Origin of the sequence: Streptomyces sp. NBC_01092, from assembly GCF_045039535.1 — a bacterium.
In the GTDB taxonomy this organism is placed as follows: Bacteria; Actinomycetota; Actinomycetes; order Streptomycetales; family Streptomycetaceae; genus Streptomyces.
The window spans coordinates 7,261,124-7,286,034 of record NZ_CP108659.1 but is presented as its reverse complement, the minus strand read 5'-3'; the positions used below and the strand labels follow the sequence as shown (position 1 = coordinate 7,286,034).

The window sequence follows — 24,911 nt, the reverse complement described above, 5'->3', positions numbered from 1 at the left end:
GGTCGTTCGATGAGGTGTCGGTCCCCGCGCCGTCAGGACTGCGCGGCCCTGCGGTCGGTGATCAGCGCCATGTCGGCATGCGCCAGGAGGCGGTTGGCGTCCCGTCCGCCGGTGAGCGGACCGGTGACGCCGAGTGCCTCGCCGTCGAGCAGACGTGCCAGGACGGCGGCCTTCCTGGGGCCGTGGATGCCGAGCGCCATGACCGGATCGGTCTCGGGATCGCCCTGTACGTCGATGAGGCGGACGACGATGTCCTCGCGCTGGAAGACGGTGCTGCGGTGCACGGGGGACGCGGGGTCGGCCGCGGCCGTCTCGTCCTGCCGGGCGAGCAGCCGGGCCAGCGCCATCCCGCAGCCCTGTTTGGCCGGGTAGTACAGGGCCTTGCGCCGCAGTTCGCCGGGTTCCGCGCCGCCGCGCGCCACGTGGTGGACAGGCGGCATGGCGGCACGGATGAAGAAGGTCCGGGCGGACTCGGGATCCGAGAGGTCCCGGTCCTGCTCCAGATACGGGTTGATGGCCTCCTCGACGGCCCGCACCTCGGGCTGGCGGGAGACGTGGCGCAGGGCCGCGGTCAGGTCGCCCTCCACCTCGACGGTGCGCACGACCCGGTTGCCGTGCATGAACAAGGTCGTCCGGCGCAGCCGCGTGGTGGCGTCGACGCGGGCCTCGGGCGGCGCGTAGCCGGCCAGGATCTCCGCGACCTTGGACTCGGAGCCGGGCTTGACGGTGAAGGTCAGGGCATGGCGGATCACGCCGTCGCCCTCGCGCGGCACCGACTGGAGCGCGCCGGCCCGGGGGCGGTCGCCGCCGGTCTCCCGGACGATGCCGTAGCGCATCGAGCGGAGCTCACGCACGCAGTTCTGCAGCGGCCGGACCGTCTCCAGGTGCTGGTCGCTGTTCACCCAGGCGAGGTACGGCGGGGCGGTCGCCCATTCGCTGGTGATGACCCACTGGGAGGGGTTCTCCACGGACTGGCACAACTGGTCACCGAGGTGACCGGGCACCGAGGCGACTCGGTCACGCATCTGCTCGTACGCGTCCAGGAACTCTTGCTGGGCACCCTCGTGGAGGTCGACGAGCAGGAGGACGCGCATCCTGGAGCCGTCGAACGCCGACTGTGACGTGTAGGGCGAAGTGGTCATCCGGCAGACCCTTCCTTCGCGGGAGCAAGCGGCGGCCGTCCCTGTCCACCAGCGCGAACGCGGGTTTCGGCCCTGAGGCCTTCATCGTGGGTCAGGGCCCTGACCTCCGCGAGCCACGCGGGCCAATTGAGGGAACTGCCCGCCGGGCAGGCCGGAATGCGTTTACGCGAGCACACCTGCGGAGCGGGCCGACACCACGTCAGGCACATCTCGGGGCGGCTGGGAGGGCAGGGGCGCCCATCGCGCCGGGGGCGTCCCCCGCGACCGGTAGAACGCCGAAGTCCCCGCTGGATGGCGGGGACTTGGAGGTGACGGAGGCCGGAGGGTCCGTCGGACGCAGGTGCGCCCCTCTATTCGGCTATTCGGCCAGGTGGCGCTCCACCGTCTGCACCTTGGAGGTGAGGCCGTCCGTCACGCCGGGGCGGATGTCCGCCTTGAGCACCAGGGACACCCGCGGCGCGCGTGCCTCGACGGCGGCGACGGCGCGCCTGACGACGTCCATGACCTCGTCCCACTCGCCCTCGACCGAGGTGAACATCGCGTCGGTGCGGTTCGGAAGGCCGGACTCGCGGACCACACGGACGGCGTCGGCGACGTACTCCGCCACGTCCTCGCCGACGCCGAGCGGCGTCACGGAAAACGCGACGATCATGCGCCCACGATTCCTTGCTTGCGGGCGCGGGACGCGATCACCGCGTCCTCGGCCTCGCGCTTGAGCTTGCGGTCGGCGAAGAAGCCGCCGGTCGGCAGGACGGAGAGGACGAAGTAGAGCGCGGCGGTCTTCAGCGGCCACTTGGCGCGGTTCCAGGCGTCCGCCCAGAAGATCACGTACAGGACGAAGAGCACACCGTGGACCATGCCCATCACGGGCACCGCGTTGAAGTCCGTGGTCCGCTTCAGCACCGAGCAGACGAGCAGGAGCAGGAACGACACCGCCTCGGGGGCCGAGACGAGACGGAGGCGGCGGAGGGCGGTGGCGGTCTTGATGTCCACGGGTCACCTTCGGTGGGTTCGGTGGGAGAGCGTCGGTCGGCTCGGATCAGCTTGTGAACGCGAGCACAAACGTCCGCCCATTGTGGCAAACCCCGACGGGGGGTCCGGGCCCGGGGTCGGGCTGCCCACCGGCGAGCCGCTGAGTGGGATCCGAGGGGGATCGGAGTGGGATCCCACTCGGCCAGCTGCTGATGCGGGCCGGCCGGGCCCGGTGGCTGCCCTGGCGCAACGCCGCGCGGCAGGGCCAGATCTCCGCGACCGGCTTCGAGCAACTGCACGCGTCCCTCTCGCCGGGCAAGCAGAGCGAGCTGGAGGAGCGGCGCGTCGCCCAGGTGATGCGGGACGACGAGGAGGACGGGGCGCCGCCGAGGTCGACGGTGGACCTCGGCAGGGGGACCGCGGTCATCCGGCTGCGGCGGGACGAAACCCGCCGAGCCCGCTCCTAGGGGTCCCGTCAGGGATGAAGTCAACCTTTGGGATCTGTTGGCGGCAGGCGGCTGCGGTTACCTTCACTGCGTGGCGATGTTCCGACTCCAAGGCAGCAAGGTGCTCGCCGTCGACATGACCGGGGACGCCGTGAAGGCGAAGAACGGCTCGATGGTCGCGTACGACGGACAGATGGCCTTCAAGAAGATGAGCGGCGGCGGTGAGGGCATCCGGGGCATGGTGACCCGGCGGCTCACCGGTGAGCAGATGACGGTGATGGAGGTGAAGGGGCACGGGACGTGCTGGTTCGCCGACCGCGCCTGCGAGATCAACCTCGTGAACCTCCAGGGCGACAAGCTGTACGTCGAGTCGAGCAACCTGCTCGCGACCGACGCGGGGCTGCAGACCGGCACCTCCTTCACGGGGCTGCGCGGCGCCTCCCAGGGCAACGGGCTGTTCACGACCACCGTCGAGGGCCGCGGGCAGGCGGCGATCATGTCGGACGGTCCGGCCGTGGTGCTGCGGGTCAGCGCGCAGTACCCGCTGACCGTCGACCCGGGGGCGTACGTCGCCCACCAGGGAAATCTGCGACAGTCCTTCCAGTCCGGTGTGACGTTCCGCACGCTCATGGGCGAGGGCGGCGGCGAGGCCTTCCAGATCCGGTTCGAGGGGGACGGGCTGGTGTACGTCCAGCCGAGCGAGCGGAACACGATCGCGGGGGATGTCTGAGATGGGCTTCCGTGAGATCAACTCCAAGATGGTCGAGGCGACGGTCATGCCCGGCCAGAAGCTGTTCAGCCAGCGCGGCGCGATGCTCGCCTACAAGGGCGAGGTGTCCTTCACTCCGAACGTGTCGGGCGGCCAGGGCGGGATCATGTCGATGATCGGGCGCCGGGTGGCGAACGAGGACACCCCGCTGATGACCGTCGAGGGCAGCGGCACGGTCCTCTTCGGGCACGGTGGCCACCACGTCCAGGTGATCCAGCTCACCGGCGACACCCTGTGCGTCGAGGCGGACCGCCTCCTCGCCTTCGAAGGCACCCTCCACCAGGGCACGATGTTCCTCGGCTCGCAGGGCGGGGTCATGGGCATGGTCCGGGGCCAGGTCAGCGGGCAGGGGCTGTTCACGACCACCCTGAAGGGCCACGGGGCCGTGGCGGTCATGGCGCACGGCGGCGTCTTCGAGATCCCGATCACCCCCCAGCGCCCCGTCCACGTCGACCCCCAGGCCTACGTCGCCCACCACGGCGACGTACGCAACAAGCTGTCCACCGCACTCGGCTGGCGCGACATGGTGGGCCGCGGCTCCGGCGAGGCCTTCCAGCTGGAGCTCAGCGGCAGTGGCGCGGTCTACGTCCAGGCGTCGGAGGAAAAGCTGTGAGCACCTACGGAACCCCGGGCGGCCCCACGGTCCTCGACCCGGCCTCGCTGCCCTCCGACGAGAACGTCAACGCCTACACCTTCTGCGTGGAACTCAAGGGAAGCCAGTGGTTCCTGCAGAAGGGGAAGATGATCGCCTACTACGGCTCGATCGACTTCAACGGCGTGGGGCACGGCCGACTCGACCGACTTGTCCGTACGTCCTTTCATTCGCCACTGCACGCGAGTGACTGGGTCGTGGCGGAGGGCTCCGGCAAGATGCTGCTGGCCGACCGGGCCTTCGACGTGAATTCGTACGACCTCGAAGACGGCAACCTGACCATTCGCTCGGGCAACCTGCTCGCTTTTCAGCCAACTCTCGCACTCAAGCAATCGATCGTGCCGGGTTTTCTGACACTCATCGGAACCGGAAAGTTCGTGGCCGCATCTAACGGGCCGGTGGTGTTCATGGAACCCCCGATCCGGGTGGACCCGCAGGCGCTCGTCGGCTGGGCCGACTGCCCGTCGCCGTGCCACCACTACGACCATGGCTACATGACCGGCGTGATGGGCGGTCTACGTGCACTGACGGGCCTCGGCGGGGCCTCCGGGGAGGAGCATCAGTTCGAGTTCGTCGGGGCCGGCACCGTCCTGCTCCAGTCGACCGAGACCCTCATGGCCGAGCAGGCCACGGGGGCGGTCCCGCCGGACGCCGGAGTGCCCGGTGGCGGGGGGTCGCACACAGGCCCTTCACAACTGGCCGGGACACCGCGCCTTCCCGGACAGCTGGGAGACCTCCAGCGTCGCTTCGGGCTGTGAGCGGTAGTCTGCGGAGTGTGACATCGAACGTGTGAGCACACAGGCTTCACACGTACGTGTCATAGGAAACCCTCACTAGTTCGCCTTTCAACTTCTTAGGTAGACTTCATTCATGGAGACCGAGACGGCCACTCGCTGGCTGACCGATGCGGAGCAGTGCGCCTGGCGCACCCACCTGGAGGTCAACAGGCTGTTGACGTACCAGCTCGAGAAGGACCTGCAGCCGTTCGGCCTGACAATGAACGACTACGAGATCCTGGTGAACCTCTCCGAGTCGGAGGACGTACGGATGCGGATGAGCGACCTCGCCTCCGCCACCCTGCAGTCCAAGAGCCGCCTCTCCCACCAGATCACCAGGATGGAGAACGCGAACCTGGTCCGGCGTGAGAACTGCGAGTCCGACCGCCGTGGGCTCTACGCCGTCCTCACCGATCACGGCATGGAGACCATGCAGAAGGTCGCGCCGCACCACGTGGCGTCCGTGCGCCGGCACTTCATCGACCTCCTCTCCCCCGAAGCCCTGGCGGAGCTCGACAAGGGGCTCAAGCCGATCGCCGAGCACCTGCGCGGCCAGCGGGGACGCCCGTAACCCGGGCGGCCCCCGAGGCACCGGCGACCCCGGCGCCTACTGAGCCGGCGGCAGGCGGAGTTCGAACAGGGCTCCGCCCGCCGGCGCCCGGCCCACGGTGAGCGTCCCCCCGTGCCGTACGGCGACGTCACGGGCGATGGCAAGGCCCAGCCCGGCCCCGCCGTCGTCGCGGCTGCGGGCCTCGTCGAGCCGGACGAACCGCTCGAAGATCCGTTCCCGGTCGGCCTCGGCCACCCCGTCCCCGTCGTCGGCGACGGCCGCCACGACCCACTCCCCCTCGGTGCGCACGGTCAAGGTGACCGCCGAGCGGGCATGCCGCCGGGCGTTGTCCAGCAGGTTGGTGAGCACCCGCCCCACCTGCCCCCGCGACCCGGCCACCGTCGCGTCCTGCGCCTCGACCGTCACGCCGGCTCGCCCCTCGGCCTGCTCCCGGGCCAGCGCGCCGAGGTCGAACCGCGCGTCACCGGGCCGCTCCCCCGCGTCCAGCCGGGCGAGCAGCAGCAGGTCGGTGGCAAGGCCCTGGAGCCGTACGGTGTCCTCGACCGCGCCGTCGAGATCGAGCAGCTCGGGGTGCGCGACACCGACCTCCAGCTGGGTGCGCAGCGACGCGATCGGGCTGCGCAGCTCGTGCGAGGCGTCGGCGACGAAGCTGCGCTGGCGCTCCACCGAGGTCTGGAGGGCGGCCAGCGTCTCGTTCGTGGTCAGCGCGAGGCGGGCGACCTCGTCGTGCGTGTCCGGCACCGGCACCCGGCGCGCGAGATCCTCGGAAGCGGTGATCGCGGCCATCTCGCCCCGGATGCCCTCGACCGGGCGCAGCGCGCGCCTCGTGACCAGCCAGGTGACGCCGGCGACGACGCCGAGCAGCAGCGGGAAGCCGATGAGCATGACGGTGAGCGCGGTGTTCACGGCACTCTGCTCGGCGTCCAGCGAACCTCCGGCGTAGACGGTGAGCGGTCCTCGCTCGCCGGCCTCCACGGACACGGCGGCGAAGCGGTAGTCGGCGCTCTCGCCGTCGATCGTCGCGGAGCCGTCGCTGAACTCGGTCCCCTCGCCGATCTCCCCGGCTTCGCCCACGGCGGAGTCGTCGTCCGCGTCGTCGTCGCCGTCCTCGCCGCTCGTACTGCCCTTCTGCGGCTGCGGCTGCACGGCGTCCGTGGCCGTGCCGCTGATCCGCTCCAGCTCGCCGCTCGCCGCGACCAGGGTGCCCTGCGCGTCGACGACCTGGACCGGGCTGTCGTCGTCCAGGTCCAGCTGGTCGTAGGCCTTCCCGGCGGCGAGCTGGGCGACGACGTTCTGCGCGGTGCGCTCCGCCTCGTTGCCCGCCTGTTCGATCAGGTTGGACCGCAGCGACAGCAGCACCGCCGCCCCCGCCGCGACCAGCGCCACGGCGACGACGAGGGTGGCGCCGAGCGTGGCCCTGGACCGGACCGAGCCGAACAGCCTTCTCATTGTTCCTTCTCCAGCCGGTAGCCGGCCCCGCGCACCGTCCGGATGAGCCCGGCGCGCAGCTTGCGCCGCAGGGTGCTGATGTACACCTCGACGATGTTGGGGTCGCCCTCGTACGCGAAGTCCCAGACGTGCTCCAGGATCTCGGCCTTGGACACCACCTGACCGGCCCGCGTCACCAGCTGCTCCAGGACGGCGAACTCCTTGGTGGTGAGGGCCACTTCGGTGTCGGCGAGGAAGACGCGGCGGGCGGCGGTGTCGACCTTGAGGTCGCCGTGGACGTGCACGGGCGAGGCCCCGGCGCCCTGTCCTCCGCGCCTGAGCAGCGCCTTGACGCGGGCGACGAGGACGACGTACGAGAACGGCTTGGTGAGGTAGTCGTCCGCGCCGGTGTCCAGCCCCTCCGCCTCGTCGTACTCGCCGTCCTTGGCGGTGAGCATCAGGATCGGCACCTCGTGGCCGGCGGCGCGCAGGGCGGCGCAGACGCGGTAGCCGTTCATGCCGGGCAGCATGATGTCGAGGATCACGAGGTCGTACGACCCCTCCGAGGCCCGGTACAGCCCTTCCCTGCCGTCGTGGACGACGTCCACGGCGTAGCCCTCGGCCGTCAGGCCCTTGGCGAGCGACAGGGCCAGCCGCTTCTCGTCCTCCACGATCAACAAGCGCATGCGTAAAGGTTCGCAAAGCGAAGCTGAAGATATCTTCAGGGTCCTTCAGGTTCCCCTCAGCGTCGGTTCGGCAGATTGAGCGGTGTCGAAACGACAACGACTCGGGAGGAACCGGAATGAAGCGCAACATCGTCATCGCCACCGTCGCCGCAGCGGCCCTGATCGGCGGCGGCACCGTCGCGGCCTACGCGGCCGGTGGCGACGACAGCGCGCCCACGCAGCGGCAGTCGAGCGTCAAGGTCGCCGACGACCGGGACGACAGCGCGGACGACACCGCCGACGACCGGGACGACGACGTCACCGAGATCCGTACGAACGCAGCCACCGCCAAGGTCACCGCCGCCGACGCCATCGCGGCCGCGCTGAAGCACACGCCGGGCACGGCCGTCGCCGCCGACCTGGACGACGACGGCGTGGACGGGTGGGAGGTGACCGTCGTCAAGGGCGACGGCACCGAGCACGACGTCAAGGTCTCCGCGAGCGACGGCAAGGTCCTCGGCGACCGGCGCGACGACGACGATGACGACGACGCCCGCGAGGACCTCGCCGCGCTGAAGGGCGCGACCGTCGACGCCCGCGAGGCAGCCGCGGCCGTGGCGGCCAAGGGCACCGTCACCGACGTCGACCTCGACGACGACGGCCCCGCGGCCTGGAGCGTGGACAGCACCAAGGGCGAGTGGAAGGTCGACCTCAAGACGGGCAAGGTCACCCAGGACCACGACGACCGCGACGGTCACGAGGACGACGGCGACGACGACTGACGTCGGGCCGTCACACGAGGGGTACGGGCTCTCCCGTACCCCTCTCGCGCTGCGCACCCCGCGCCACGGCCACCGCGGTCAGCAGCATCACGCCCCCGGTCACCGCGAAGCACACCCCCGCCGGCAGCCACCCGACCAGCACACCGGCGGCCGCGGCACCCGCCGTACCGCCCGCGTTGACGGCCGTGTTGACCCAGGCGCCCGCCTGGACCCGGGCCTCGGGCGCGGCGGCCTCGTCGGCGATGAGGTACGCGGTGGTGATCATCGGGGACACGAAGAGGCCGACGACCGCGGCGGCCACGGCGAGCGTGCCCAGCCCCTGCGCCAGCGCGGCACCGCACAGCGCCAGCCCCAGTCCGGCCGCCTGCGCCGACAGCCGCACCCCGGCGCAGGCCCGCCACGCGACGGCCCCGTTGAGCAGCCCGCCGACGGCGCTTCCCGCGGACAGGGCGGCCAGCACCCAGGCCGCGCTGCCGGCGCCGTGACCGTGCCCCTCGGCGAAGGCGACCACCAGCAGATCGAGCACGCCCAGCGAGAGCCCGACCCCGGCGGCGGCGATCACCGGGCGCCTGATGCCGCGCAGCACCCGCTGCCCGGCCGTACGTGCTCCGGCCTTACGCCCGCTGCCGGGTACCGCGCGCACCGCGGGCGACGACACGAACCCGGCCGTCCCCACCACGATCAGCCCCGCCCCGACGAGCACCCCGACCGCCGGCGGAGCGAACCCGACGAGCACGCCGACCAGCAACGGGCCCGAGACGAAGAGCAGTTCCTCGGCGACGGCGTCGAGGCTGTAGGCCCGCTGCATCAGCGCCCGGTCCGGGGCCAGCAGCCCCCACACGGCCCGCATGGTGGGCCCGAGCGGCGGAGTGCAGGCACCGGCGGCGGCGCCCGCGCCGCCGAGGACGAACGCCGGGGCACCCGGCCGCCAGACGAGCACCGCCAGCAGCACCAGAAGCACGGTGTAGGCCGTCGCCATCGGCACGAGCGCCCGGCGCGGCCCGTACTGGTCGATCAGGGCCGCCCGCGCGGGCGACAGAAAGACGCTGGCCCCGGAGAACAGCGCCATGACGACGCCGGCCACCGCGTACGACCCGGAGGCCCGGGTCACGGCGAGCATCACGGACAGCGGGGCGATGCCGTACGACAGCCTGCCGAGCAGGGCGGCGGCGAAGGTACGGCGGGCATGGGGGATCCGGAGAACGGCGGCATACGAAGGCCGCGCCACAGACGTGGAAGACACGGGAGTTCCTCGACTCGAGGCGGAAAAGGGGACGCCGATGCGCCGCGACGGTCCCGGCCGACCGGCCGTTCACCGTGCGCGGGCTGGGCGTGCCCTATGCCAAGAGGAGGTACATGCGGGTCAACCTAGCAGCGGGGAGGAGGAGTTGACCATGGAGGGTTCCCGGAACGTCCGTTTCTTACGGACCTCGGGGCTCAGCCCTTCGTCAGCCCCGCCACGAGTTCGTCCGCCGCCCGATACGGATCCAGCTCACCGGCGACGATCTTCTCCGCCAGCACCCCGAGGCGGCGGTCACCATGCAGGTCGGCGATCCGCTCCCGCAGGGCCGTGACGGCGATGGTCTCCACCTCGCGGGCGGCGCGGGCGCGGCGGCGTTCGGCCAGCACGCCCCGCTCCTCCATCCAGGCCCGGTGCTTCTCCAGGGCCTCCACGACCTCGTCGACGCCCTCGGCACGGGCGGCGACCGTCTTCACGATCGGCGGGCGCCAGTCGCCGGGGCCGCGGGACTCGCCGAGGCCGAGCATGTGGTTGAGCTCGCGGGCGGTGGCGTCGGCGCCGTCACGGTCCGCCTTGTTGACGACGTACACGTCGCCGATCTCCAGGATTCCGGCCTTCGCCGCCTGGATGCCGTCGCCCATGCCGGGGGCGAGCAGGACGACGGAGGTGTCGGCCTGGGAGGCGATCTCGACCTCCGACTGGCCGACGCCGACCGTCTCGACCAGGATCACGTCGCAGCCGGCCGCGTCCAGGACGCGGATCGCCTGCGGGGCCGCCCAGGCGAGGCCGCCCAGGTGGCCCCGGGTCGCCATCGAGCGGATGTAGACGCCGGGGTCGGAGGCGTGGTCCGACATCCGGACCCGGTCGCCGAGCAGGGCGCCGCCCGAGAAGGGCGAGGACGGGTCGACGGCCAGGACGCCGACCCGCTTGCCCTGCTTGCGGTACGCGGTCACCAGGGCGGAGGTGGACGTCGACTTGCCGACGCCCGGTGAGCCGGTCAGGCCCACCACATAGGCGTTGCCCGTGAGCGGGGCCAGCGCCGCCATGACCTCCCGCAGCTGCGGGGACGCCCCCTCCACCAGGGAGATCAGCCGGGCGACCGCCCTTGGCCGGCCCTCCCTGGCCTGGGCCACCAGCGTGGAGACGTCCTGCATCACAGCTCCGTTCCGAGTAAAGGCGTACCGAGATACCGAAGGCTCAGGCCTTGGGTACCCGCACGATCAGCGCGTCACCCTGGCCGCCGCCACCGCACAGCGCGGCCGCGCCGACGCCGCCGCCGCGCCGCTTCAGCTCCAGGGCCAGGTGCAGGACGAGCCGGGCGCCCGACATGCCGATCGGGTGGCCCAGGGCGATGGCTCCGCCGTTGACGTTCACCCTTTCCGTGGACACGCCGAGGTCCTTCATTGACTGCACGGCCACCGCGGCGAAGGCCTCGTTGATCTCGACCAGGTCGAGATCGGAGACCTCCAGGCCCTCCTTCTTCAGGGCGTGCTGGATGGCGTTGGAGGGCTGGGACTGCAAGGAGTTGTCCGGACCCGCCACATTGCCGTGCGCGCCGATCTCGGCGATCCAGTCCAGGCCGAGCTCCTGCGCCTTGGCCTTGCTCATGACGACGACCGCGGCGGCGCCGTCCGAGATCTGCGACGCCGAACCCGCCGTGATCGTGCCGTCCTTCGAGAACGCCGGGCGAAGCTTGCCCAGCGACTCGGCCGTGGTGTCGCCGCGGATGCCCTCGTCCTTGCTGAACAGGACCGGGTCGCCCTTGCGCTGCGGGATCTCGACCGGGGTGATCTCGGCCTCGAAGATGCCGTTCTTCTGGGCGGCCGCCGCGCGCTGGTGGGACAGCGCGGCGATCTCGTCCTGCTCGGGGCGCAGGATGCCGAGGCGGGTGTTGTGCTTCTCCGTGGACTCGCCCATGGCGATGTTCTCGAAGGCGTCGGTCAGACCGTCGTGGGCCATGGCGTCGATCATCTGCACGGCGCCGTACTTGAAGCCCTCACGGGACTTCGGCAGCAGGTGCGGAGCGTTGGTCATGGACTCCTGGCCGCCCGCGACGATCACGTCGAACTCGCCGGCGCGGATCAGCTGGTCCGCGAGCGCGATCGCGTCGAGGCCGGACAGACAGACCTTGTTGATGGTGAGCGCCGGGACGTTCATCGGGATGCCGGCCTTGACCGCCGCCTGGCGCGCCGGGATCTGCCCTGCCCCGGCCTGGAGCACCTGGCCCATGATGACGTACTGCACCTGGTCGCCGCCGATCCCCGCACGGTCGAGGGCGGCCTTGATCGCGAAGCCGCCGAGGTCGGCTCCGGAGAAGGACTTCAGAGAGCCGAGCAGCCGTCCCATAGGGGTACGGGCACCCGCGACGATCACGGAGGTCGTGCCGTTTCCAGAAGACATGAGGTGCGATCCCCTTCCAGCTTGAGCAGCCGAGGAGTGAACGAGGGTTTACTTCGAATGTACTGAGTGGCACTCCGTGCCGTCACCGGGCCGTCGGTGTGATCGCGCGCACGTTGCGTAACCACCTCCGTGGCGCTCCACTGAACAACATGCTGACGCGAATCGACCACATCGGAATCGCCTGTTTCGATCTCGACCGAACCGTGGAGTTCTACCGGGCCACGTACGGCTTCGAGGTGTTCCACTCCGAGATCAACGAGGAGCAGGGCGTCCGCGAGGCCATGCTCAAGATCAACGACACCTCCGACGGCGGTGCCTCCTACCTGCAGCTTCTCGAACCCACGCGCCCGGATTCCACCGTCGCGAAGTGGCTCGACAAGAACGGCGAGGGTGTCCACCACATCGCTTTCGGTACGGCGGATGTGGACGGCGACGCCGCCGACATCAAGGACAAGGGCGTACGCGTTCTGTACGAAGAGCCCCGACGCGGCTCCATGGGGTCACGAATCACGTTCCTGCACCCAAAGGATTGCCACGGAGTACTGACAGAACTGGTCACTTCGGCGCCTGTTGAGTCACCTGAGCACTGACCCTCGTACATATGGGCCGGTAGGGTTGGGGGCGGTCGCTTCCGGAACCGGGGTGGCCGCATGCCGGGGTCCGGGTTTCGGGGGGCGAGCGTTCAGGGCAGCAGCCCTTGCGCTGCCGTTGATCTGACACCATTCCTCGGGGGCCCCGTTCGGCGGACGGACGGAGCCCGTATGGCCAGACTTGCGACCAGGGGACGGATGGGACCGCGCAGTGCGGGGCTACGAACGCCAGGAGCGAGAGCCGGCGGCTGACGTCGACCACCTCTCTCGGTTCGAGGCCGAGATGGATCGGCTGAAGACCGAGCGGGAAAAGGCGATCCAGCACGCCGAGGACCTCGGCTACCAGGTCGAGGTGCTGCGCGCCAAGCTGCACGAGGCGCGGCGGACCATCATGTCCCGGCCCGCCTTCGACGGCGGCGACATCGGCTATCAGGCCGAACAGTTGCTGCGCAACGCCCAGGTCCAGGCGGACCAGCTGCGCCAGGACGCCGAGCGCGAGCTCAGCCAGGTCCGCGCGCAGACCCAGCGCATCCTGCAGGAGCACGCGGAGCAGGCCGCCCGGCTGCAGGCCGAGCTGCACCAGGAGGCGGTGACCCGCCGCCAGCAGCTGGACCAGGAGCTGGCCGAGCGCCGCCAGACCGTCGAGTCGCACGTCAACGAGAACGTGGCGTGGGCCGAGCAGCTGCGCGCCCGCAGCGAGTCGCAGGCCCGCCGCCTCCTCGACGAGTCGCGTGCCGAGGCCGACCAGTCCCTGGCCACCGCGCGCGCCGAGGCCGAGCGGCTCACCGGCGAGGCCCGTCAGCGCCTCACGGGCGCGGCCGAGGAGGCCCGTGCGGAGGCCGAGCAGATCCTGCTCCGGGCCCGTACGGACGCCGAGCGGCTCCTGAACGCCGCGTCCACGCAGGCGCAGGAGGCCACCGACCACGCGGAGCAGCTGCGCACCTCCACCGTGACGGAGTCGGACTCCGCCCGCCGCCAGGCGCAGGAGATGAGCCGCACCGCCGAGCAGCGCATGGCGGAGGCCGAGGAGGCGCTGCGCAAGGCGCAGACCGAGGCCGAGAAGCTGGTCGCCGAGGCCACGACGGCCGCCGAGAAGGCGCTCTCCAGTGCCGAGTCGGCCAACGAACAGCGCATGCGTACGGCGAAGGAGCAGGTCGCCCGGCTGGTCAGCGAGGCCACCAAGGAGGCCGAGTCCACCAAGTCGGACGCCGAGCAGGTCGTCGCCGACGCCCGCGCCGAGGCCGAGAAGATCGTCGCCGAGGCCGGCGAGAAGGCCCGCACGATCACCGCCGAGGAGAGCGCGACCCAGCTGTCGAAGGCGGCCAAGACCGCCGAGGACGTCCTCAACAAGGCGCAGGAGGACGCGCAGAACACCACCAAGGCCGCGGCCGAGGAGGCCGAGCGGATCCGCACGGAGGCCGAGACCGAGGCGGACCGGCTGCGCGCCGAGGCGCACGACATCGCCGAGCAGCTCAAGGGCTCGGCGAAGGACGACACCAAGGAGTACCGCGCCAAGACGGTCGAGCTGCAGGAGGAGGCACGCCGGCTGCGCGGCGAGGCCGAGCAGCTGCGTTCCGAGGCGGTCGCCGAGGGCGAGAAGATCCGCGCGGAGGCCCGCAAGGAGGCCGTCCAGCAGATCGAGGAGGCGGCCAAGACCGCCGAGGAGCTGCTGGCCAAGGCCCGGCAGGACGCCGACGAGCTGCGCCAGAAGGCCACCACCGACAGCGAGAAGGTGCGCACCGAGGCCATCGAGCGCGCGACGACACTGCGCCGGCAGGCCGAGGAGACCCTCCAGCGCACCCGCCAGGAGGCCGAGCGGCACCGCGAGGAGGTCGTCGAGCAGGCCGAGGGCATCAAGGCCGACGCCGAGCGGGCCGCCCTTGAACTGCGCGAGGAGACCGAGCGGGGCGTCGAGGCCCGCCGGGCGGAGGCCGCCGAGGAGCTGACGCGGCTGCACAGCGAGGCCGAGCAGCGCCTCGCGGCGGCCGAGCAGGCGCTCACCGACGCCCGCGAGGAGGCCGCGCGCATCCGCCGCGAGGCCGCCGAGGAGACCGACCGGCTGCGCACCGAGGCCGCCGAGCGGATCCGTTCGCTCCAGCAGCAGGCCGAGCAGGAGGCCGACCGGCTGCGCACCGAGGCCGCGTCGGACGCGTCCGCGTCCCGGGCCGAGGGCGAGGCCATCGCCGTACGCCTGCGGTCGGAGGCCGCGGCCGAGGCCGAGCGGCTGAAGTCGGAGGCGCAGGACACCGCCGACCGGGTGCGCGCCGAGGCGCAGGCCGCCGCCGAGCGGCTCGCCACGGAGGCGTCCGAGACGCTGGCCGCCGCCCAGGAGGAGGCCGTCCGGCGCCGGCGCGAGGCCGAGGAACTCCTCGGTTCCGCCCGCCAGGAGGCCGACCAGGAGCGCGAGCGGGCCCGCGAGCAGAGCGAGGAGCTGCTGGCCTCCGCACGCAACCGCGTGGAGGAGGCGCAGGCCGAGGCGGTGCGGCTGGTCGAGGAGGCCGACCGGCGCGCCACCGAGATGGTGTCGGCGGCCGAGCAGCACGCCCAGCAGGTCCGCGACTCCGTGACGGGGCTGCACGAGCAGGCCCAGGAGGAGATCACCGGGCTGCGCAGCGCCGCCGAGCACGCGGCGGACCGTACCCGCCGGGAGGCCGAGGAGGAGGCGGACCGGGTCCGCGCCGACGCCTACGCCGAGCGGGAGCGGGCCAGCGAGGACGCGGGCCGCATCCGGCGCGAGGCGAGCGAGGAGTCCACGGCCGCCAAGTCGCTGGCCGAGCGCACCGTCGGGGAGGCCATCGCCGAGGCGGAGCGGCTGCGGTCGGACGCCGCCGAGCACGCCCAGCGGATCCGTACGGAGGCTTCGGACAAGATCGCCGAGGCCGAGCAGGCCGCGTCCCGCACCCGGGCGGACGCCCGCGAGGACGCCAACCGGATCCGCTCGGACGCGGCGACGCAGGCCGACACCCTCATCACCGAGGCGCGTTCGGAGGCCGAGCGGCTCCAGTCGGAGACGGTCACGGAGGCCGACCGGGTGCGCACCGACGCGCGCACCAAGGCCGAGAAGCTGGTCGGGGACGCCACGTCGGAGGCGGAGCGGCTGCGCGCCGAGGCCGCCGACACGGTGGGGTCGGCCCAGCAGCACGCCGAGCGGGTCCGCAGCGACTCCGAGCGCGTCAAGGCCGAGGCGGCCGCGGAGGCGGAGCGGCTTGTCAACACGGCGCGCGAGGAGTCCGAGCGCACCCTCGACGAGGCTCGCAAGGACGCGAACAAGCGGCGCCAGGACGTGGCCGAGCAGGTCGACAAGCTCATCACGGAGACCACGGCCGAGGCGGACAAGCTGCTCACCGAGGCGCAGGCGCAGGCGCACAAGACGACCGCGGACGCCGAGGCGCAGGCCGACACCATGGTGGGCGCGGCCCGCAAGGAGGCCGACCGGCTGGTCTCCGAGGCGACGGTCGAGGGCAACTCCAGGGTGGAGAAGTCCCGTACCGACGCGGACGAGCTGCTCGTCGGTGCCCGCCGGGACGCCACCTCGATAAGGGAGCGCGCTCAGGAGCTGCGCGACCGCATCACGAGCGAGATCGAGGGCCTGCACGAGCGGGCCCGGCGCGAGGCCTCCGAGACGATGAAGTCGACCGGCGACCGCTGCGACGCCCTCATCAAGGCCGCCGAGGAGCAGCTGGCCAAGGCGCAGGCGAAGGCCAAGGAGCTGGTGTCGGAGGCCAACTCCGAGGCCGGCAAGGTCCGTATCGCCGCCGTCAAGAAGGCCGAGGGCCTGCTGAAGGAGGCCGAGCAGAAGCGGTCCTCGCTCATCAAGGAGGCCGAGGAGCTCAGGGCCGAGGCGATCCGCGAGGCCAAGCGCACGGTCGAGGAGGGCAAGCGCGAGCTGGAGGTCCTCGTCCGGCGCCGCGAGGACATCAACGCCGAGATCTCGCGCGTCCAGGACGTCCTGGAGGCGCTGGAATCCTTCGAGACACCGTCGGCCGGCAAGGACGGCGGGGTCAAGGCGGGTGCGACAGTCGGAGCACCCCGATCGGGTGGCAAGTCGTCAGACGGCTAGCGCGTCGGGCGGCTTCCGGTGTCTCCTGGGGCCTTTGACCAGGTTTTTGGCAAGCCGTCCGACGGTTCGCCACCCAAAAGGGGTCTCATTCTCCAGATCAAACACGTATCCGCTCGATGACACACCGCTTCGGCCCCTAGGATTCCACTTATCACCTCACCGGTCTCATTCGACAGGAACCCCATGAGCGACACTTCCCCCTACGGCTTCGAGCTTGTGCGGCGTGGGTACGACCGCGCGCAGGTGGACGAACGCATCTCGAAGCTCGTCTCCGACCGCGACAGCGCTCTGGCCCGCATCACCGCTCTGGAAAAGCGCATCGAGGAGCTCCACCTCGAGACGCAGAACGCCCAGGCCCAGGTAACCGACGCCGAGCCGTCGTACGCCGGCCTCGGCGCGCGTGTCGAGAAGATCCTCCGCCTCGCCGAGGAGGAGGCCAAGGATCTGCGCGAGGAGGCCCGCCGCGCCGCCGAGCAGCACCGCGAGCTCGCCGAGTCGTCGGCCCAGCAGGTCCGCAACGACGCAGAATCGTTCGCTGCGGAGCGCAAGTCCAAGGCCGAGGACGAGGGCGTCCGGATCGTCGAGAAGGCCAAGAGTGACGCCTCGCAGCTGCGCGCGGAGGCCCAGAAGGACGCGCAGTCCAAGCGCGAGGAGGCCGACGCCCTCTTCGAGGAGACCCGCGCCAAGGCCGCGCAGGCCGCCGCCGACTTCGAGACGAACCTCGCCAAGCGCCGCGAGCAGTCCGAGCGCGACCTGGCGTCGCGTCAGGCCAAGGCCGAGAAGCGCCTCGCCGAGATCGAGCACCGCGCCGAGCAGCTGCGCCTGGAGGCCGAGAAGCTGCGCACCGACGCCGAGCGCCGTGCCCGCCAGACGGTGGAGACCGCTCAGCGCCAGGCCGAGGACATCGTGGCCGACGCCAACGCCAAGGCCGACCGGATCCGTTCGGAATCCGAGCGCGAGCTCGCGGCTCTCACCAACCGCCGCGACAGCATCAACGCTCAGCTGACGAACGTCCGCGAGATGCTGGCGACCCTGACCGGCGCCGCGGTGGCCGCGACCGGTGCGCCCGCCGCCGAGGACGAGCCGATCACCCGCGGGGTTCCCGCGCAGCAGTCCCGGTAACGATCGGGCACACGGCTGCTGAATTTTCGCAAAGCCCTCTGCCACTGGGGTGGCAGAGGGCTTTGTCCCGTTTTAGCGTGGGCGGCATGATCGAGCTCGAGGGGCTGACGAAGCGGTACGGCGAGAAGGTCGCGGTCAACAACCTGACGTTCACGGTGAGACCGGGCATCGTCACGGGGTTCCTCGGTCCCAACGGCGCGGGCAAGTCGACCACCATGCGGATGATCCTGGGCCTCGACCGGCCCACCGCGGGCGACGTCCGTATCGACGGCAAGCACTACGACCAGCTCAAGGACCCGCTGACGTACATCGGCGCCCTGCTGGAGGCCAAGGCCTGGCACCCCGGACGCAGCGCCTACAACCATCTGCTGTGCCTCGCGCAGAGCAACGGCATCGCGAGCGGCCGGGTGCGGGAGGTGCTGGACGCGGTCGGGCTGACCGCGGTCGCCAAGAAGAAGACCAAGGGCTTCTCGATGGGCATGGGCCAGCGGCTCGGCATCGCCGCAGCGCTGCTCGGCGATCCGCGGATCCTGATGTTCGACGAGCCGGTCAACGGGCTCGACCCCGAGGGCATCCACTGGATCCGGAACCTGATGAAGTCCCTCGCCGCGCAGGGGCGGACCGTCTTCGTCTCCAGTCACCTCATGAGCGAGATGGCGCTGACGGCCGACCATCTCGTCGTCATCGGCCAGGGGCGGCTGCTCGCCGACACGTCCATGCCCGAGTTCATCGCGCGCAACTCGCGGTCGTACGTCCGTATCCGCACCCCGCAGCGCGAGCGGCTGCTCGATGTGCTGCACGAGGCCGGGGTCACCGCGGTGCAGACCGGCAACGGCACGTTGGAGGTGGACGGCAGCAAGTCCGAGCAGATCGGGGAGCTGGCGGCGCGCCACCACGTCGTGCTGCACGAGCTGAGCCCGCAACAGGCTTCCCTGGAGGAGGCGTTCATGCAGCTGACCGCGGAGTCGGTGGAGTACCACGCGCACGCCGACGCGCCCGCACCGCCGCCGCAGCAGCAGCAGCGGCAGTGGGGCGACGACTGGAAGAGGAGCTGAGCACCGTGGTCACCCAGGTCATCCGCTCCGAATGGACCAAGATCCGGTCCGTCGCCTCCACCGTGTGGACGCTCTCCCTCGCCGTGGTGGTCACCATCGCGCTCGGCATGCTGATCTCGGGTCTGTCGGCGAACGAGTTCGACAACCTGAGCGAGCGGGACAGGCTCTCCTTCGATCCGACCTTCATCAGCTTCGCCGGGATGAGCCTCGGTCAGCTCGCGATGATCGTGTTCGGGGTGCTCGTCGTCTCGAACGAGTACAGCACCGGGATGATCCGCGCCTCGCTGGCCGCCGTGCCGCGGCGCGGCACCTTCCTGTTCAGCAAGATCGCGGTGGCGACCGGGCTCTCCCTCGCCGTCGGCCTGGCCACGAGCTTCGTCACCTTCCTCCTCGGGCAGGCGATGCTCGGCGAGCACCGGGCGGAGATCGGCGACCCGGGCGTGCTGCGCGCGGTGTTCGGCGGCGGCCTCTACATGACCCTCATCGCGATGTTCTCGATGGGCGTCGCCGCGATGCTGCGCTCGCCGATGCTGTCGCTGGGCATCCTGATGCCCTTCTTCTTCCTGGTCTCCAACATCCTCGGCAATGTCTCCGCCACCGAGAAGATCGGCCGCTACCTGCCCGACCAGGCCGGCAGCAAGATCATGCAGGTGGTCACCCCGGTCGACGGCGACACTCCCTACGGCCCCTGGGGCGGGCTCGGGATCATGGTGCTGTGGGTGATCGCGGCGCTCGTCGGCGGGTACGCCACGCTCAAGAAACGGGACGCATAGCCAGAAATAGGTGTGCCGAGGGAACGCAGGTGCGAGATTTTACCCGCTCTTGAGTGGAACCGTCAGCGCCTCGGTATCCTCCTAACCCTTACGGGGGGCGTGTGCCCCGCTGTCCTGAACCTTTCGATGGGTGCGGAGCATGATCGAGGCAGTCGGCCTGACCAAGCGCTACGGCGACAAGACCGCTGTGTACAACTTGTCCTTCCAGGTGCGGCCCGGTGCCGTCACCGGCTTCCTGGGCCCGAACGGCTCGGGCAAGTCGACGACGATGCGGATGATCCTCGGCCTGGACAACCCGACCGCGGGCCATGTGACGATCGGCGGCTTCCCGTACCGAAGGCTGCAGAACGCCCCGCGTCAGGTCGGCGCGCTGCTGGACGCCAAGGCGGTGCACGGCGGCCGCGCGGCCCGCAGCCATCTGCTGAGCCTGGCCCAGCTGTCCGGCATCCCCGCCCGGCGGGTGGACGAAGTGCTGGGCGTGGTCGGCCTCCAGGACGTGGCCAAGCGGCGCTCCAAGGGCTTCTCGCTCGGCATGGGCCAGCGGCTCGGCATCGCCGCCGCGCTGCTCGGCGACCCCCAGGTGCTGCTGTTCGACGAGCCGGTCAACGGCCTCGACCCCGAGGGCATCCTCTGGGTGCGGAACCTGATGAAGTCGCTGGCGGCCGAGGGCCGTACCGTCTTCGTCTCCTCCCACCTGATGAGCGAGATGGCGCTGACGGCCGACCACCTGATCGTCATCGGGCGCGGTCAGCTGCTGTCCGACATGAGCGTCAAGGACTTCATCGCGGCGAACTCCGCGGGCTTCGCCCGGGTCCGTACGCCCGACACCGAGCCGCAGCTGCGCGAGAAGCTGTCGACGGCGCTCACGGAGGCGGGCGGGCACGTGCTGCCCGAGCAGGACGGCGGCCTGCGGGTCACCGGGCTGGCGCTGCCCCGCATCAGCGACATCGCGCACGACACCGACGTACGGCTGTGGGAGCTGTCGCCGCACCAGGCCTCGCTGGAGGAGGCGTACATGCGGATGACGCAGGGCGCGGTCGACTACCGCTCGACCATCGACCAGAAGGAAGGGCTTCAGCAGCCGCTGCCGCCGGGCGCGCAGCCGCCGATGCCGGTTCCCGGTCAGGGTCAGCCCGGCTGGTACGCCCCGCCGCCGCCCGAGCAGGGCGGCCAGCCGCTCGCCCCGCAGCCGGGCGGGCCCGGTCCGTACGGCGCCCCGGCAGCGCCCGGCGCGGTTCCGGGTGCCGGGACGCCGAACCCGTACGCGCAGACGGCCCCCCAGGCGCCTCACACGGCCCCGGGCCGCGCTCCGGCGCAGCCCGCGCCGCCCGTCGCCCACAGCCCCGCCCAGGCGCCCGCGAGCGCTCCTGTCGCCGCGCCTGCGCCCCCGCAGGCACCGGCCCAGCCGCCGGCCGCCCCGGCCGCCCCGTCATTCCCCGCCGCCACCGCCGCCCCGACCGAGCCCAAGGACGCCCGATGAGCACGCCCCAGCCCCCGATGCCGCAGACCGCCGCACCGAACTGGCAGGCGGCGCCCGGCTCTCCGTACCCCACCTACACCTCGCCGATCCCCGTGACGCGCACGCACCTCGGGCACGCGCTCGCCTCGGAGTGGACGAAGATCCGCTCGGTGCGCTCCACGATGTGGACGCTGGGCGTGTTCGTGCTGCTCGTCGTCGGCATCGGCCTGGCTGCCGCCGCGCTGGTCTCCGCCAACTCGTCGGAGGAGGGCCTGGCCGGCGAGAGCCCGCTGTCGTTCGGCTTCTTCGGGCTGCTGCTCGGCAGCATGTGCATCATCACGCTGGGCGTGCTGACCACGGCCTCGGAGTACGGCACCGGCATGATCCGCACCACGATGACGGCGTGCCCGAGCCGTGGGCGGGTGCTGGCGGCCAAGTCGATCGTGTTCTTCGTCGTCGCGTTCGTCGTGACGCTGGTGTCGGCCGTCCTGGTCGCGCTCGCTGACGTGGCGATGCTGGAGGGCTCGCGCGAGCCGACCGGTCAGGAGTGGCTGAAGGGCACGGTCGGCATCTCGTTCTACATCGCGCTGCTCGGCCTGCTCTCGCTCGTCGTCGGCTCGGTCATCCGGCACTCGGCGGGCGCGATCACGATCATGATCGGCGTCCTGCTGGCCCCGCTGGTCATCGCGCTGTTCATGTTCGCGGAGTCGCTGAAGGACCTTCAGCAGGCCCTGCTCGAGTACTCCATCCCGAACCAGCTCAGCATCTTCTACGCCCAGTCCCTGACCGACTCGGGCCCGTCCGGCTGGGACCCGCTGTGGATCATGCTCGGCATCACGGCGGTCGCGTTCGCCGGCGCCTTCGCCCTGCTGGAAAAGCGGGACGTGTGAGCCTGACCCGCTAGAACCTCGGCGCGTTCCTGGACCGCTGCACCCTCGTGGTGCGGCGGTCCTTCGCGTTCCAGCACGCCTTGTGCCAGTGGCGGCGGTCGTCGACGCCCGCGTGCTCCGGCCAGGCGACGACGTGCGGGACGCCGTCCGGGATCGGCTGGTCGCAGCCCGGGCAGCGGTACGCCTTGCCCTGGGCGCTGGAGCCCGCCACATGCCGTACGTTCCACTCCTCGCCGTCCCAGTTCTGGGTGGACTGCCAGCCGCCGTACCGGCCGGGACGGTCGTCCTCGGCGCTTTGGCCGGCCGAGCCTGAGTCCTTGGGTCGGTTGCGACGCGGGGACACGGAACACCTCACGGGGCTATACAGGATGCACGGGTCATGTTCCAGCCTACGCGGCGCGAACAGGGGTAGCCGTACGGCACCAACCCCCACAAGTCCCTCACAGCGGCTGCCGATTCTGCAGACAATCCGCAAATCTCTCCGCCAAGCCGTGTCCTCGGCACGTGTCAGACGGTTATGCCCGGTGGGGGAGCTCCGCGTCGGAGCCAAGGAAGCGGGAAAGAGCAATGCGTGTAGGAAGTTTCGTGCTGGCGGCCCGGTTCCCGGGTCAAGGCGATGGGGAGGCGCTGCACCGGGCGGTCCGCTCCGCCGAGGTCGCCGAAGAGGCGGGGCTCGACGCGGTCTGGCTGGCCGAGCACCACTTCGTGCCGTACGGCACCTGTCCGTCGGCGATCACCCTGGCCGCCTTACTGCTCGGCCGCACCACTCGGCTGCGGGTCGGCACAGCGGTCAGCGTACTGCCCACCGCCCACCCCGTGGCCCTCGGCGAGCAGGCGGCGCTGCTGCACATCACGTCCGGCGGGCGGTTCTCGCTGGGTGTGGGGCGCGGTGGGCCCTGGGTCGACCTGGAGGTGTTCGGCTCGGGCCTCAAGGCGTACGAGGAGGGGTTCCCGGAATCACTCGATCTGCTGGTGCGCTGGCTGCGTGAGCCCTCGGTCGCGGCCGCCGGCGAGCGGTTCGGCTTCCGCGAGGTCGCCGTCGTACCGAGGCCGTCGGACTGCCTCACGGACGCCGAGGGGCCCGAGGTCGTCGTCGCCTGCACCTCGCCCCGCAGTGTGCGCCTCGCCGCCGAGCGCGGGCTGCCGATGCTGCTCGGGATGCATGTGGGCGACGAGGAGAAGGCCGAGATGGTCGCCCTGTGGCGGGAGCACGCGCGCGCGGCCGGGCGGCCGGCGGACGAGATCCGTGGCGCGGCCCATGTGTCGGCCGGCATCTGCCAGATCGCGGACCGGCGCACGGACGCGGTGGAGGCCCTGACGAAGGCGATGCCGGGCTGGCTGCGGCAGGGCCTGGACGCCCATGTGACCGTCGACGGCCGCCATCGCGCGATGCGCGACCCGCTGGCGTACACCGAACTGCTCTGCGGGCTGCACCCGGTGGGCACCCCGCGCCTGGCCGCCGACCGCCTCGCGGCGACCAGCGAACGGACCGGCATCTCCCGCTTCGCGCTGCTCGTCGAGGGCTCGGGCGACCTGGCGGCGACCGAGGAGAACGTCCGACGGCTGGGTGCCGAAGTCCTGCCGCACCTCGGCTGAAACGCCTCGTGCCCACGGAACGGACCCGGTCCGCCAGGGGGCTTGCCGCCCCGGTACTGATTGCACCTCCCGCGTACGGAGCGGCAAGCAAGCGACTCAGTGCGTCAGCAGTCCCTGAACTCCGGGGACTGGTTCATCACCTGACTGCGCACCGAGGTGAAGCGGGACAGCGTCTCGTCGACCGAGGAGTCAAGCGGGAACACCGCCACCCGGTGGCAGTTCTGGAAGGCCAGTCGCACCCCGAAGTGCCGCTGTAGCGCGCCGCGTATCGCGTCACTCGCAAGCGCACGCAGCAGCTGGCCACGTGCCTGCTCGTCCGGCGGGGGCGTCTGGTTGTCGGCGAACGAACCGCCGTCGACCTTCAGCTGGGCCACCAGGGAGCTGATCATCTCCCATGCATAGGGCAGGGAGGTCCGGACGCAGTCGACGAAGGCGGCTTCGTCGACCTCGCCTCGCTCGGCCTGTTCGAGTAGGGCCGGTGAGACGTCGAGCGACATGGGTTCTCCTCTCGCACCCCCGCAGCAGCAGGGGTTGCCGGACAGATAAGGGAGTTCGCGATACCGGACACTCTGTGTACACGCCTCGCGACCTCCCGTTTAATACGGTAGGCAACAGACGGTGACGGCACCAGGAGAATGCGTACATGGGCGGGCCTCGTTAGGAGCACAATCGGCCAGAAATGAACAGGGGCAGTCCGGGGTCTTACGGACTCCCCCAGGGCGAATCGCGTCGACACCAGCCCGTCGAGTAGCGTTGCCGACCATGCGTCTCGTCATTGCCCGATGCTCCGTCGACTACGCGGGCCGGCTCACCGCCCATCTGCCCTCGGCGCCCCGTCTGATCCTGGTCAAGGCGGACGGCAGCGTCTCGATCCACGCGGACGACCGGGCCTACAAGCCCCTCAACTGGATGTCGCCGCCCTGCACGCTGAAGGAGGGGGACGGCGAGCAGCAGGACGTCTGGACGGTCACCAACAAAGGGGGCGAGAAGCTGATCATCACGATGGAGGAGATCCTCCACGACTCCTCGCACGAACTGGGCGTGGACCCCGGCCTGATCAAGGACGGCGTGGAAGCGCACCTCCAGGAACTCCTCGCCGACCGCATCGAGACGCTGGGCGAGGGCTACACGCTCATCCGCCGCGAGTACATGACGGCGATCGGCCCGGTCGACATCCTGTGCCGGGACGCGGAGGGCCGGACGGTCGCGGTCGAGATCAAGCGGCGTGGCGAGATCGACGGTGTGGAACAGCTCACGCGCTACCTGGAACTGCTGAACCGCGACCCCCATCTCGCCCCGGTACGCGGCATCTTCGCGGCCCAGGAGATCAAGCCCCAGGCGCGGGTCCTCGCGACGGACCGCGGCATCGGCTGCCAGGTCCTGGACTACGACGCGATGCGGGGCATCGAGGACGACAAGCTGCGGTTGTTCTGACCGACCGTTCCTGTCCGTTCCGGACAGTTCTACGACGAAGAGGGCCGGGTCCGTTGCACGGACCCGGCCCTCTTGTCTTGATCAGGGCG

25 protein-coding genes are annotated in these 24,911 nt (G+C 71.0%); 15 read left to right on the top strand and 10 right to left on the bottom strand.

All coding sequences use genetic code 11. The features are described from left to right. Positions 1-32: 32 nt before the first annotated feature. From OG254_RS33275 to OG254_RS33265, 3 genes are all read right to left on the bottom strand, one after another. Positions 33-1,142, bottom strand: coding sequence for a SchA/CurD-like domain-containing protein (locus tag OG254_RS33275; RefSeq protein ID WP_405589136.1), 1,110 nt, complete (start codon positions 1,140-1,142; stop codon positions 33-35). 358 nt (positions 1,143-1,500) lie between these two features. Beyond that, the gene (locus OG254_RS33270) at positions 1,501-1,794 is read right to left on the bottom strand and encodes an MTH1187 family thiamine-binding protein (RefSeq protein WP_405589134.1); all 294 of its coding nucleotides are present in this window, start codon (positions 1,792-1,794) and stop codon (positions 1,501-1,503) included. Next, a complete protein-coding gene (locus OG254_RS33265; RefSeq protein WP_405589131.1) occupies positions 1,791-2,135 on the bottom strand; it encodes a DUF3817 domain-containing protein in 345 nt (114 codons plus the stop codon). The genes OG254_RS33270 and OG254_RS33265 overlap by 4 nt, the downstream gene beginning before the upstream one ends. A gap of 191 nt (positions 2,136-2,326) precedes the next feature. On the opposite strand from OG254_RS33265, the gene OG254_RS33260 reads away from it, so the two are divergent. The 5 genes from OG254_RS33260 to OG254_RS33240 all read left to right on the top strand — a co-directional run bounded on the left by OG254_RS33260 (position 2,327) and on the right by OG254_RS33240 (position 5,328). Further along, complete coding sequence (locus tag OG254_RS33260) at positions 2,327-2,581, top strand: DUF6191 domain-containing protein (RefSeq protein WP_405595340.1); 255 nt, start codon at positions 2,327-2,329, stop codon at positions 2,579-2,581. A gap of 76 nt (positions 2,582-2,657) precedes the next feature. Continuing rightward, positions 2,658-3,290, top strand: coding sequence for an AIM24 family protein (locus OG254_RS33255; RefSeq protein ID WP_147994297.1), 633 nt, complete (start codon positions 2,658-2,660; stop codon positions 3,288-3,290). 1 nt (position 3,291) lies between these two features. Continuing rightward, positions 3,292-3,942 (top strand): AIM24 family protein, encoded by a 651-nt coding sequence (locus tag OG254_RS33250; RefSeq protein ID WP_405595337.1) that lies wholly within the window; start codon positions 3,292-3,294, stop codon positions 3,940-3,942. Continuing rightward, positions 3,939-4,739 (top strand): AIM24 family protein, encoded by an 801-nt coding sequence (locus OG254_RS33245; RefSeq protein ID WP_351191899.1) that lies wholly within the window; start codon positions 3,939-3,941, stop codon positions 4,737-4,739. The genes OG254_RS33250 and OG254_RS33245 overlap by 4 nt, the downstream gene beginning before the upstream one ends. A 112-nt stretch (positions 4,740-4,851) precedes the next feature. Next, positions 4,852-5,328, top strand: coding sequence for a MarR family winged helix-turn-helix transcriptional regulator (locus OG254_RS33240; RefSeq protein ID WP_147993779.1), 477 nt, complete (start codon positions 4,852-4,854; stop codon positions 5,326-5,328). Between the two features lie 36 nt (positions 5,329-5,364). Here OG254_RS33240 and OG254_RS33235 read toward each other — a convergent pair whose 3' ends face one another. Both OG254_RS33235 and OG254_RS33230 read right to left on the bottom strand, forming a co-directional pair. Beyond that, positions 5,365-6,777 (bottom strand): ATP-binding protein, encoded by a 1,413-nt coding sequence (locus OG254_RS33235; RefSeq protein WP_405589128.1) that lies wholly within the window; start codon positions 6,775-6,777, stop codon positions 5,365-5,367. Next, the gene (locus tag OG254_RS33230; RefSeq protein WP_405589126.1) at positions 6,774-7,442 is read right to left on the bottom strand and encodes a response regulator transcription factor; all 669 of its coding nucleotides are present in this window, start codon (positions 7,440-7,442) and stop codon (positions 6,774-6,776) included. The genes OG254_RS33235 and OG254_RS33230 overlap by 4 nt, the downstream gene beginning before the upstream one ends. A 116-nt stretch (positions 7,443-7,558) precedes the next feature. Here OG254_RS33230 and OG254_RS33225 point away from each other — a divergent pair, with 116 nt between their 5' ends. Then, entirely contained in the window at positions 7,559-8,203 is a 645-nt protein-coding gene (locus OG254_RS33225; protein WP_405589124.1) for a PepSY domain-containing protein, read from the top strand. Positions 8,204-8,213: 10 nt separating this feature from the next. Here OG254_RS33225 and OG254_RS33220 read toward each other — a convergent pair whose 3' ends face one another. The 3 genes from OG254_RS33220 to OG254_RS33210 all read right to left on the bottom strand — a co-directional run bounded on the left by OG254_RS33220 (position 8,214) and on the right by OG254_RS33210 (position 11,843). Next, positions 8,214-9,446 (bottom strand): MFS transporter, encoded by a 1,233-nt coding sequence (locus OG254_RS33220; protein ID WP_405589121.1) that lies wholly within the window; start codon positions 9,444-9,446, stop codon positions 8,214-8,216. A gap of 194 nt (positions 9,447-9,640) precedes the next feature. Further along, positions 9,641-10,597 carry a methylmalonyl Co-A mutase-associated GTPase MeaB gene (gene meaB, locus OG254_RS33215; protein WP_351191910.1) on the bottom strand — a complete coding sequence of 319 codons (957 nt, stop codon included), beginning with the start codon at positions 10,595-10,597 and terminating at the stop codon, positions 9,641-9,643. A 43-nt stretch (positions 10,598-10,640) separates the two neighbouring features. After that, positions 10,641-11,843, bottom strand: coding sequence for an acetyl-CoA C-acetyltransferase (locus OG254_RS33210; protein WP_405589118.1), 1,203 nt, complete (start codon positions 11,841-11,843; stop codon positions 10,641-10,643). 149 nt (positions 11,844-11,992) lie between these two features. On the opposite strand from OG254_RS33210, the gene mce reads away from it, so the two are divergent. The 7 genes from mce to OG254_RS33175 all read left to right on the top strand — a co-directional run bounded on the left by mce (position 11,993) and on the right by OG254_RS33175 (position 21,792). Then, on the top strand, positions 11,993-12,433 hold the full coding sequence (mce, locus tag OG254_RS33205; RefSeq protein WP_351191912.1) for a methylmalonyl-CoA epimerase: 441 nt from the start codon (positions 11,993-11,995) through the stop codon (positions 12,431-12,433). A 211-nt stretch (positions 12,434-12,644) separates the two neighbouring features. Further along, positions 12,645-16,493, top strand: a complete 3,849-nt coding sequence (scy, locus tag OG254_RS33200; RefSeq protein ID WP_405589115.1) for a polarized growth protein Scy — start codon at positions 12,645-12,647, stop codon at positions 16,491-16,493. A gap of 183 nt (positions 16,494-16,676) precedes the next feature. Continuing rightward, positions 16,677-17,615, top strand: coding sequence for a cellulose-binding protein (locus OG254_RS33195; protein WP_405589112.1), 939 nt, complete (start codon positions 16,677-16,679; stop codon positions 17,613-17,615). A gap of 86 nt (positions 17,616-17,701) precedes the next feature. Beyond that, on the top strand, positions 17,702-18,670 hold the full coding sequence (locus tag OG254_RS33190) for an ABC transporter ATP-binding protein (RefSeq protein WP_405589110.1): 969 nt from the start codon (positions 17,702-17,704) through the stop codon (positions 18,668-18,670). Then, complete coding sequence (locus tag OG254_RS33185) at positions 18,667-19,443, top strand: ABC transporter permease (RefSeq protein WP_405595334.1); 777 nt, start codon at positions 18,667-18,669, stop codon at positions 19,441-19,443. The genes OG254_RS33190 and OG254_RS33185 overlap by 4 nt, the downstream gene beginning before the upstream one ends. A gap of 139 nt (positions 19,444-19,582) precedes the next feature. After that, a complete protein-coding gene (locus OG254_RS33180) occupies positions 19,583-20,923 on the top strand; it encodes an ABC transporter ATP-binding protein (RefSeq protein WP_405589107.1) in 1,341 nt (446 codons plus the stop codon). After that, positions 20,920-21,792: an ABC transporter permease subunit gene (locus OG254_RS33175; protein WP_405589104.1), complete on the top strand. Its 873-nt coding sequence runs from the start codon at positions 20,920-20,922 to the stop codon at positions 21,790-21,792. Before OG254_RS33180 ends, OG254_RS33175 begins: the two co-directional genes overlap by 4 nt. A 10-nt stretch (positions 21,793-21,802) precedes the next feature. Here OG254_RS33175 and OG254_RS33170 read toward each other — a convergent pair whose 3' ends face one another. Further along, positions 21,803-22,135, bottom strand: coding sequence for an ATP/GTP-binding protein (locus OG254_RS33170; RefSeq protein ID WP_405589101.1), 333 nt, complete (start codon positions 22,133-22,135; stop codon positions 21,803-21,805). Positions 22,136-22,359: 224 nt separating this feature from the next. Between OG254_RS33170 and OG254_RS33165 the strand changes: the two genes are divergently transcribed. Continuing rightward, entirely contained in the window at positions 22,360-23,388 is a 1,029-nt protein-coding gene (locus tag OG254_RS33165) for an LLM class flavin-dependent oxidoreductase (protein ID WP_405589099.1), read from the top strand. 104 nt (positions 23,389-23,492) lie between these two features. On the opposite strand, the gene OG254_RS33160 is transcribed toward OG254_RS33165, so the two are convergent. Further along, entirely contained in the window at positions 23,493-23,885 is a 393-nt protein-coding gene (locus OG254_RS33160; RefSeq protein ID WP_147993767.1) for an SCO5389 family protein, read from the bottom strand. Positions 23,886-24,150: 265 nt separating this feature from the next. On the opposite strand from OG254_RS33160, the gene nucS reads away from it, so the two are divergent. Then, entirely contained in the window at positions 24,151-24,822 is a 672-nt protein-coding gene (gene nucS, locus OG254_RS33155; protein ID WP_187284309.1) for an endonuclease NucS, read from the top strand. Positions 24,823-24,911: the final 89 nt, after the last annotated feature.